We start from the raw sequence: 9,028 nt of genomic DNA, 5'->3' as shown, positions 1-9,028 counted from the left end.
GGGACCTGCGCTAGTGGGGCCCGATGGGCAGCGCCAGGATAAGGCGCCCGCGCCAAGGGCCGGATTCTGACTCGTTTTTTTCAAAGCTCTGGGACGCGACTCTCATGGCTCGCTATAAAGAAGCAATAAGGATTAGCGTTACAGGTTACGGTTTATTTAGATCTGTGGCATTCGAGTAACGGAGCCTTTACTTTTTCAACGCCCAAAAGCCATCCTTCGCAATTCATCGCCTTCGACGAGTTGCGTTGGACAGCGTGACGGCGGATTTGTGGAATGCCGGACGCACGAAAAGGCGGCCGATCCGGTGGGATTGCCTGCTTGGGTGGCATGTTTGCCAGAAACATGCCATAGGCGCAGCAGGCAAGCGAAATGACCGCCTTGGTCCATAATATCATTTCAGATCAATGTGATATAATAACATCAAGAAATATGGCTAATTTTGTGGCGCCAAGTCGCGACGGTATTGCGCGAAAACTACTGGGCAATTTGCCTATTAATTAGGCGCTATGCCAGCGCTTGTGTTTTCCGGCTCTCCAATGCTCTGGGACGACCGCCGTAAAAAGGCCACACAAGAACATAATCAACCTGAGCCAGGCAAAAACCTGGGCAAAAACCTTGGCAAGCGGCGGCGATTAAGTGTTATTCGGTCTCTCTGAGGCGAGGGGCTACGGTTAGGGGAAGCCTTCATTATGACGCGCGCGAAAAACTGGATCGGATTTCTGGCCGCTGCGGCCCTTTGCGCCGGACCTTTCGTCGCCGCAGCACAGAGCCCGCTGTCGCCGGCGCCGATCGAAAGCCAGCCTCTGCTCCCGCCAGCGTCCGCAACGCCGGCTGCTCCCGCAGCCACCGCTCCTGCTGCTCCCGCAGCCACCGCCCCTGCAGCTCCGGCAGTCGCCGCGCCCGCCGCCGCTGCGCCGGCCCCCGCCGCCACCGAGCCGGCGCCGCCGTCCGCGACAGCGCCCTCGACCGCGGGCGCGATAGAAAAACCCAAGCCCAAGCCGAAGCCCAAGCCGGTCGCGCCTCCCCGTGAAATGGCGCTATCCGACGATCCGACGCCGGTTCTTCAGCCGGAAACCTTCTTCGCCACCGCCAAGGCGTCGGAGCGCTACGCCAATATCGTCGACGCCGGCGGCTGGCCTTACGTTCCCGGCGGGCTTTCGCCCGGCGCCAAGGGACCAGGCGTCGTCGCCTTGCGCCGCAGGCTCGCGGTCGAGGGCGATCTCGTCGGCGCGGAGGGATCCGGTTCCACCTGGAGCCCGGCGCTCACGGCGGCTGTGAAGCATTTCCAGTTCCGCAACGGCCTGAAGCAAACCGGAATCGTCGCCGGCGCGACTTTGCGCGCTCTCAACATTCCGGCCAACGTCCGTTTCAAGCAATTGGCGTCCAGCGCGCAGAGGCTGGCGGGGATGAATTTCACCTTCGGCGACAAATACGTCGTGGTGAACCTTCCCTCGACCGCAGTGGACGCCATCGAAAACGGCGTCGTCGCCCATCGTTACGTCGCCATCGTCGGCGGCCCCGACCATCAGTCGCCGCAGATTTCCGCGAAAATCGTCGCCGTCAATCTCAATCCGACCTGGACCGTGCCGGAATCGATCATCAAGAACGAGATCATTCCAAAAATGCGCACGCAACCGAACTATCTGTCGCGCGCCCGAATCAAAATTCTCGATGGACGCGGCAAGGAGGTCAACCCGGGCTCGATCGACTGGAATTCGGAAAAAGCGGTCAATTACACCTTGCGGCAGGATTCGGGCGCCGGAAATTCGCTCGGCCTGATCCGCATCGCCATGCCCAATCCGGACGCGGTCTATATGCACGACACGCCGTCGCGCAATCTGTTCGCCAACGATTACCGCTTCCTGTCGCACGGCTGCGTGCGCGTCGAAGGGGTTTACGACCTCGCCGCCTGGCTGCTGCGCGGCGTTCCCGGTTCGCCCACCGGCGAATGGACGCGCGACGCCATCCAGAACCGGATCGCCGCCGGCGCGCGCGAGGATGTCAAACTGACCAAACCCGTGCCAGTGATCTGGGTCTATATGACGGGCTGGGCCTCGGCCGACGGCACCGTGCATTTCCGCGACGACGTCTATAATGTCGACACGGTCGGCGGCTGATGATCTCCTGAATTTTGTCCGAAGGGGCTTATCTGACCGGCCAATGTCGTTTCCGCGATAATGGGCCGGTCGCGCGAACAATCAGGGCTTGAGTTCGGCCTCGGTCGGCGCGTGAGACAGGTCGAGAATCACCTTCTTGACCCCGTGCTCCTGCGGATCGTCGACAATGCGGAAACCGAGCGCCTGGCACATCGACAACATCGGGCCATTTTCGTTCATGACCTGGCCCTCGACCTCCTTGATCCCCTCCTGGCGGGCGAATTCGATCATGTATTTCATGAGTTTCCAGCCCAGCCCCTGTCCTTTCAGATCGGAACGCAGCAAAATCGCATATTCGCCTTGCTCGCGATCGGCGTCGAGCATGAGCCGAACCACCCCGAGCATCAGGCCGGTCTGCTCCTCGACCGCGACGCAGACGAAGGAGCGCGCATAATCGATCTGGATCAGCCTTGCGATGAAGGCGTGCGTAAACTCTTTGACTGGCGCGAAAAAACGCAAGCGGATGTCTTCCGGCAGCACATGGGTGAAGAATACCTTGTACATTTCCTCGTCTTCCGGCCGCACCGGACGCAATTGCACCGGCGTGCCGTTCTTGAGCGTGGTGTGCCGCTCCTGCGTCTTGGGATAAGGCGCGATGGCGAAACGCGGATTGCCGCCCGACACCGTGCGGCCGGTAAACGGCGCCACGTGGACGCGGGCGTCGACCACCACCACGCCGTCAGCATCCGCCAGCACCGGATTGAGCTCCAGTTCACGCATTTCGGGGATGTCGGCCGAAAGCTGCGATATTTTCACGAGCAGCAACGCGATGCCGTCGATGTCGGCTGCCGGGACGTCACGGTAATCGCGCAAGGCCCGCACCACGCGCGTCTGTTCGATCAGGCCGCGCGCCAGCGACAGATCGAGCGGCGGCAAAGCCAGGGCCTTGTCGTTGATGACCTCGACAGCCTTGCCGCCGCGCCCGAACACGATGACCGGGCCAAAAGTGGGGTCATCGGTGACACCCATCATCAGTTCGCGCGCATTGGGCCGGCGCACCATGGGATGAATGGTGACGCCGTCGACCTTTGCATCAGGCGCCTCGATTGCGACGCGATCGAGCATTTTTCTCGTCGCATCGACCACCTGCTCGACCGAGCGCAGATCGAGCACGACACCGCCGAGATCCGATTTATGGACGATGTCGCGCGACATGATCTTGACCACGCAACCGCCATAGCGGCCGAGCACCAGACGCGCCACCTCGGCGGCCTCCTCGGGCGACCGGGCCAGTCGCGCCGGAGCGATGGGAATATCGTAAGCTTCGAGCAAAGTGCTGATTTCGACCGGCGCCAGCCAATTATGGCCGCGCGCGATCGCCTGCTGGACGATGGCGCGCGCCTTGGCGGTATTGGGCGCAAAATCGACCGGCAGCGACGGCGGCGCCACCATCAGCGCCTCGCGGGCCTTTTGCCATTTCACCATGTGCATGAAGCCGGCGACCGCGCCGCCCTCGTAGCGCGGAATGCGCGCTTCTTCGAAAATGTGGCTGATCGCGTCATCGGCGCCGTACCAAACCGCGAAAACCGGCTTGGCGTTCATAGAAGCGCGGCGGTAACGCTTGACCGCTTCGACCGTCGCCGTGGCGACCTCCGCGCTGTCGATCAGGACATTGGGAGAGTGCATCGCCAAAACCGCGTCATTGGCGCGATCCTGCAACACCATCGACAAGGCCTGGGCGAAACCAGCGGGGCTGGCGTCGCCTGGAAGCTCGACCGGCGGCGCGCCGCTCCAGCTTTTGAGCAGCAGGGGCCGCAAGGCCTCGCTCGTGGCTGGAGAAATTTCGGCGAGCTTGCCGCCGAGATCGAGCAGCCGATCGATCGCGAGATAGCCAACGCCGCGGCCATTGGTGACGATGGCGAGACGATCGCCGTTGAATGGCTTGATCCGCGCCAGCGCTTCTGCAGCCTCGAACAACGCGCCAATTGACGCAACGCGCAGAAGACCGGCGCGACGAAAGGCGGCGTCATAGACATCGTCTGTCGTGGCCAGATTGCCGGCATGTGTCGCTGCGCGCCGCGACGCCTCGTGCCGCCCGGAGCGCACGACGATTACCGGCTTCACCCGCGATGCAGCGCGCGCAGCTGACATGAAACCCTGGGCGTCCTCGATATTCTCGACATAGAGCAGAATGGCGCGAGTCATCGGGTCGAGGGCGAAGTAATCGAGAAGATCGTCGACATCAATGTCCGCTTGGTGGCCGAGCGAGGCCATGCCGGAAAAGCCGACTTGTCGTTGATGTCCCCATGCTGCGATCGCCCCCAGCACGGCCGCCGATTGCGATATGACGGCGAGATCGCCCGGCCGCACCGGTTGCGCCGAGAGGCTGGCGTTGAGTTTGCTCCGCGGCGCGATCACGCCGTGGCAATTGGGGCCGAAAATCCGAATGTCCCGCGAGCGGGCGATGGCGCGCAGTTGTTCAAACAGCGATTCCGGGCCTGGCTCCGTATCGTCTGTCATGACGATGACGGCGGGGACGTTGAGGTCCGCCGCCTCGTTCACTATGCCCACGACCTTTTCCAGTGGCGCGACGACAATGACGAGATCGGGCGGTTGCGGCAGATCGCGTAATTGGGCATAGCTTTTCTGCCCGGCGATTTCCTGGTAGCGCGGATTGACGACATAAAGCACGCCGCCGAAATTTTCCGAGAGGAGATTTTGCAGCATCGCGCGGCCGGTCGATCCCGGGCGGTCGCTCGCGCCGACCAAGGCCAGGGACTTGGGCTGAAAGGCTCGATCCAGGCTACGCGTGCTCATCGACACTCTCCAGAAGAGCCCTTTGCGCAGGATAATAAGGCCCTTTTACCGGCAATTCACCTGAAAGCTTGACCGACGGCGCATGGGCCGCAAATATCCGGCTGGTCCGGCGAAGACCGGGACTTCATGCATGATTCGCGGAAAAAAGCGCGGTCGGCCTTGCGATGGATCAGATTCGCCGCCGAAGCGGTGGGGAAGAAAATGAAACCATACATCTGTCGCGCCCTTTTTCGAACCGCCCTTGTCGTTGCGGCGCTTGGCGCCGGCGGGGCCTGCGCGTTTGCGCAGGAGGCCGGAGGCATCTGGATGCGCGACGACGGCGCGGCGCGAATCGAGTTTTCTCCTTGCGGACCGGCTCTTTGCGCAGTCATCGTCTGGCTGAAAAGCCCCACTTCCAAGGCGCATGTCGGCCAGCAGGTTTTTTTCGACATGACCCGCGCCGATCAGAACTCGTGGACGGGCAAGGCCTTCAACCCAGAAGACGGCAAGACCTACAGCGGCAAAATGACCCTCAGCGGCAACAGGCTGAAAACCAGCGGCTGCGTGCTCGGCGGCCTGATCTGCAAAAACGTGACCTGGCGCCGCGCTGGCTGATTTTTCTCTCATTGTCGGATCTTGATTTCCAGCAGCCGACGGCGTCGCCTCGCGGCGCGCCGCACGCCCCAGCGGCCCGAGGCGGCCATGGCGAAATCCTACTCAACGATTTGGAAAATACAATTCGACTTGGGAAACAGATACGTTGCTTGTTTGCCGCGGAATTATTGGAGAATTTTGACCACCAAAAGTTGACGCGCCTCATCATCTGGCGCCCCGAAATAAAGATTGCCGACGCCAAGCGCCCGCGATTGCACCAGACCCGCCGCCTCGGAACCGTCGGCGGCGATGAGAAAAGCGGCGAAATTACCTCGGCAATCATAGGCGATGCAGACCTTGCCGTAATAAAACAGCTTTTGTCTCATGGTGACGCGGGACATCAGCCCCGCAGCGCCATTGAGCGAACCAATCCAGGGGGTGTTGCGAAATTGGGCCGGCACGACCCAGCGCCAGGCCGCGAAAGCCAAAGGATCGGCCCTGGCGAGCTCAAAGGGATAGCTTTGCGCCCAAGCGGCGTGCGCCGGCGCCAAAGCCAAGCAAAAAGTTGTGATGACGCAAGAAAACGCCAAACGCACGGCGAATCTCCCCCTGAAAAGGTTTCAGTTCAGGAGAAACGCCGAACAAGGGGAAAAAGCCTGCCGCGCCGCAAAGATTTTCCGTCAGACCGCAGCCAGCCCCCTGCGCAGATCGTCGATCAGGTCCTCGACGTCCTCCAGACCAACCGACAGGCGCAACATGCCGGGGCCAATGCCTGCCGCCGCACGCGCCTCTTCGCTCAGGCGCTGATGGGTGGTGGTCGCCGGATGGGTCACCAGGCTCTTGGCGTCGCCGAGATTGTTGGAAATCTTGATCACCTCGAAAGCGTTGGCCATGCGAAAGGCCTCGGCCTTGCCGCCAGCGACGTCAAAGGCGACCATGGTCGAGCCGCCTTTCATCTGCCTTTGCGCCAGTTCATGTTGCGGGTGATCCTTCCGCCCCGGATAATATACGCGGACGATATTTTTCTCCCCGGCGAGGAAGTCGGCGACTTTTTCGGCGTTCGCCTGTTGCTGGGCAACGCGGAGGGGCAGCGTCTCCAAACCCTTGAGCAGCACCCAGGCGTTAAAGGGCGACATGGCCGGGCCGGTCTGTCGCAGGAAATTGTGGACGTGGGTTTCGATAAAGACTTGCGAGCCGAGAATGACGCCGCCTAGGCAACGCCCCTGACCGTCGATGTGCTTGGTCGCCGAATAGACCACGCAATCGGCGCCGAGCTCCAAAGGCCGCTGCAACATCGGGGTGGCGAAGACATTGTCCACCACCAGGGTCGCGCCGACCGAATGGACGATTTCCGCTATGGCCGCGATATCAAGCACGCCGAGGCCGGGATTGGTCGGGCTTTCGAGAAAGGCGGTTTTGGTGTTGGGCCGCAGCGCCGCCTTCCATTGCGTCAGGTCGAAACCATCGACCAGGGTCGATTCGACGCCGAAACGCGGCAGCAAGTCCTGCACGATATAAAGACAGGAGCCGAACAGCGCGCTGGAGGCGACGATGTGGTCACCCGCCTTGACCTGGCCCATCAGCGCCCCCGTCACGGCGGCCATGCCGGTGGCGGTGGCCCGCGCCGCTTCGGCGCCTTCGAGCAGGGCCACGCGCTCTTCGAACATGGCGACGGTCGGATTGCCGAAACGGCTATATTGAAAGCCCTCGTCCTCGCCGGTGAACCGTCCTTCCGCGACCTCGGCGCTGTTATAGACGAAGCCTTGGGTCAGGAACAAAGCCTCGGAGGTTTCGCCAAAGGGCGAGCGCAGGACGCCTCCATGCACCAGCCGGGTGCGCGGGCGTAAAGTCTTGGCGTCGATGGCGGGGCGGTCATAGGCGGACATGTGGGCATCCTAAAACAGGGGCGCCTGAACATTTGCCGCTCCGTCGGGAGCGAAAAAAGCGGGGCCGCTCAAAATTCGAGGCAAGCCCGGCCTGTTTAGCGCGTTAATTTCATGTGGCGGCAAGCCGGCCGGCTCAAATGACCACAAGCGCTTCTACGCCCGCAACGGCGCATGGTCAACGCGCTGGCGGGTCATGACGGCGGAGAAAATGGCGCGCAAACTCGCCGATTCGCGCTGGCGCGAGCTATCCCTTTATTTACTCGCGCTTTAGCACTATTTTCCTCGACCATCCATTTTGGCAGGGGTTTTTCGTGGCGATTCAGGCGGCGACAGCAGAAGAACAAGGCATTTTCGCCGCCCACCAGATCGCCGCCCTCGCCGAGGCTGGCGCGATCCGGCCCGCCGAGCCCTTCGCGGAAAACCAGATTCAGCCGGCGAGCCTCGATTTGCGGCTGGGCCGGCGCGCCTGGCGGATGCGGGCCAGTTTTCTTCCCGGCGCCCGTTCTGTCGCCGAGTCCATCGCCTGTCACGCGCTGCATGAAATCGACCTTGGCCCTGGCGCCGTTCTCGAGACCGGCTGCGTCTATATAGCGGAACTCGCGGAAACGCTCGCCTTGCCCGCCGACATCGCCGCCGCCGCCAATCCGAAAAGCTCTACCGGCCGCATCGATGTCTTTACCCGCGTCATTACCGACCGGGCGCGCGCCTTCGATACGGTCGAAGCCGGCTATCACGGTCCACTGTTCGCGGAAATCTCGCCGCGCACTTTTCCAATTCTGGCGCGCAGCGGTTCGCGCCTCTCGCAGATCCGCTTTCGTCGCGGCAACGCCCGGCTCGACGACGACGCCCATGAAGCGCTTCACCTCCGGCAAAAACTGGTTTCGTTGGAGAATCCCTGTTTTACCGGCGGCGTGTCGATTTCGATCGATCTCTCCGGTTTCGGCGGCGACGGCCTGATCGGCTATCGCGCCAAGCGCCATACCGGCCTGATCGACGTGGACAAGTCTGACGCCTGCGAGGTCGCCGATTATTGGGAGCCGGTCTTTTCCGGCGGGCGCGGGGAACTGGTGCTCGATCCAGGTGAATTTTATATTCTGGCCTCCAAGGAAGAAGTTCTGGTGCCTCCCGACCATGCGGCGGAAATGACGCCTTTCGACGCGTTGGTCGGCGAATTCCGCGTGCATTACGCCGGATTTTTCGATCCGGGCTTTGGCGCAAGCGAAGCCGACGGCGCCGGGGCGCGAGCGGTGCTGGAAGTCCGCTCTCACGATGTGCCCTTCATCCTGGAGGACGGCCAGCCGGTGGGCCGCCTGGTCTATGAGCGCATGGCGCAGATCCCGCACGATCTCTATGGCGCGGGGCTCGGCTCAAATTATCAGTCGCAGGGCCTGAAGCTGTCGAAACATTTTCGCTTGCCCCGTTGAAGCCGGGCTTCCATCCGGCTATGAAAGGCAGACAAGCGGGCGTAGTTCAGTGGCAGAACGACAGCTTCCCAAGCTGTATGTCGTGAGTTCGATTCTCATCGCCCGCTCCAGTCCACGCTATTGATTTAGCTTCATATTTAGCAACGCAGCGCGGATTTTCCGGAGCCCGATCCTCCGCCCTGTCAGCAATATGTCAGCACCTCATACCCCTTCCCCTCCACATTTCATTCGC

General features: G+C 61.9%; 6 protein-coding genes, 1 tRNA gene and 1 riboswitch. Of the genes, 4 read left to right on the top strand and 3 right to left on the bottom strand.

Features of this window, described 5'->3' with window-relative positions; all coding sequences use genetic code 11:
• Positions 1 to 689: 689 nt before the first annotated feature.
• Positions 690 to 2,117 (top strand): L,D-transpeptidase family protein, encoded by a 1,428-nt coding sequence (locus ACLP2E_RS06280; protein WP_442465438.1) that lies wholly within the window; start codon positions 690 to 692, stop codon positions 2,115 to 2,117.
• 81 nt (positions 2,118 to 2,198) lie between these two features.
• Here ACLP2E_RS06280 and ACLP2E_RS06275 read toward each other — a convergent pair whose 3' ends face one another.
• Positions 2,199 to 4,913, bottom strand: a complete 2,715-nt coding sequence (locus ACLP2E_RS06275) for a bifunctional acetate--CoA ligase family protein/GNAT family N-acetyltransferase (protein WP_442464757.1) — start codon at positions 4,911 to 4,913, stop codon at positions 2,199 to 2,201.
• Positions 4,914 to 5,114: 201 nt separating this feature from the next.
• Here ACLP2E_RS06275 and ACLP2E_RS06270 point away from each other — a divergent pair, with 201 nt between their 5' ends.
• Positions 5,115 to 5,507 carry a DUF2147 domain-containing protein gene (locus tag ACLP2E_RS06270; protein WP_442464756.1) on the top strand — a complete coding sequence of 131 codons (393 nt, stop codon included), beginning with the start codon at positions 5,115 to 5,117 and terminating at the stop codon, positions 5,505 to 5,507.
• Positions 5,508 to 5,671: 164 nt separating this feature from the next.
• On the opposite strand, the gene ACLP2E_RS06265 is transcribed toward ACLP2E_RS06270, so the two are convergent.
• Both ACLP2E_RS06265 and ACLP2E_RS06260 read right to left on the bottom strand, forming a co-directional pair.
• Complete coding sequence (locus ACLP2E_RS06265; RefSeq protein ID WP_442465437.1) at positions 5,672 to 6,082, bottom strand: Ivy family c-type lysozyme inhibitor; 411 nt, start codon at positions 6,080 to 6,082, stop codon at positions 5,672 to 5,674.
• 84 nt (positions 6,083 to 6,166) lie between these two features.
• Positions 6,167 to 7,372 carry an O-succinylhomoserine sulfhydrylase gene (locus ACLP2E_RS06260; protein WP_442464754.1) on the bottom strand — a complete coding sequence of 402 codons (1,206 nt, stop codon included), beginning with the start codon at positions 7,370 to 7,372 and terminating at the stop codon, positions 6,167 to 6,169.
• A gap of 74 nt (positions 7,373 to 7,446) precedes the next feature.
• A riboswitch (SAM riboswitch) is annotated at positions 7,447 to 7,527 on the bottom strand.
• A gap of 156 nt (positions 7,528 to 7,683) precedes the next feature.
• Between ACLP2E_RS06260 and ACLP2E_RS06255 the strand changes: the two genes are divergently transcribed.
• Together ACLP2E_RS06255 and ACLP2E_RS06250 are read left to right on the top strand one after the other, a co-directional pair.
• On the top strand, positions 7,684 to 8,796 hold the full coding sequence (locus ACLP2E_RS06255) for a 2'-deoxycytidine 5'-triphosphate deaminase (RefSeq protein WP_442464753.1): 1,113 nt from the start codon (positions 7,684 to 7,686) through the stop codon (positions 8,794 to 8,796).
• Positions 8,797 to 8,831: 35 nt separating this feature from the next.
• Positions 8,832 to 8,906, top strand: a tRNA-Gly gene (locus ACLP2E_RS06250).
• The last annotated feature ends 122 nt before the right edge of the window (positions 8,907 to 9,028 follow it).

Source organism: Rhodoblastus sp. (assembly GCF_052145335.1).
In the GTDB taxonomy this organism is placed as follows: Bacteria; Pseudomonadota; Alphaproteobacteria; order Rhizobiales; family Beijerinckiaceae; genus Rhodoblastus.
The sequence above is the reverse complement of the archived record's forward strand: the minus strand, read 5'-3'. Positions and strand labels throughout refer to the sequence as shown.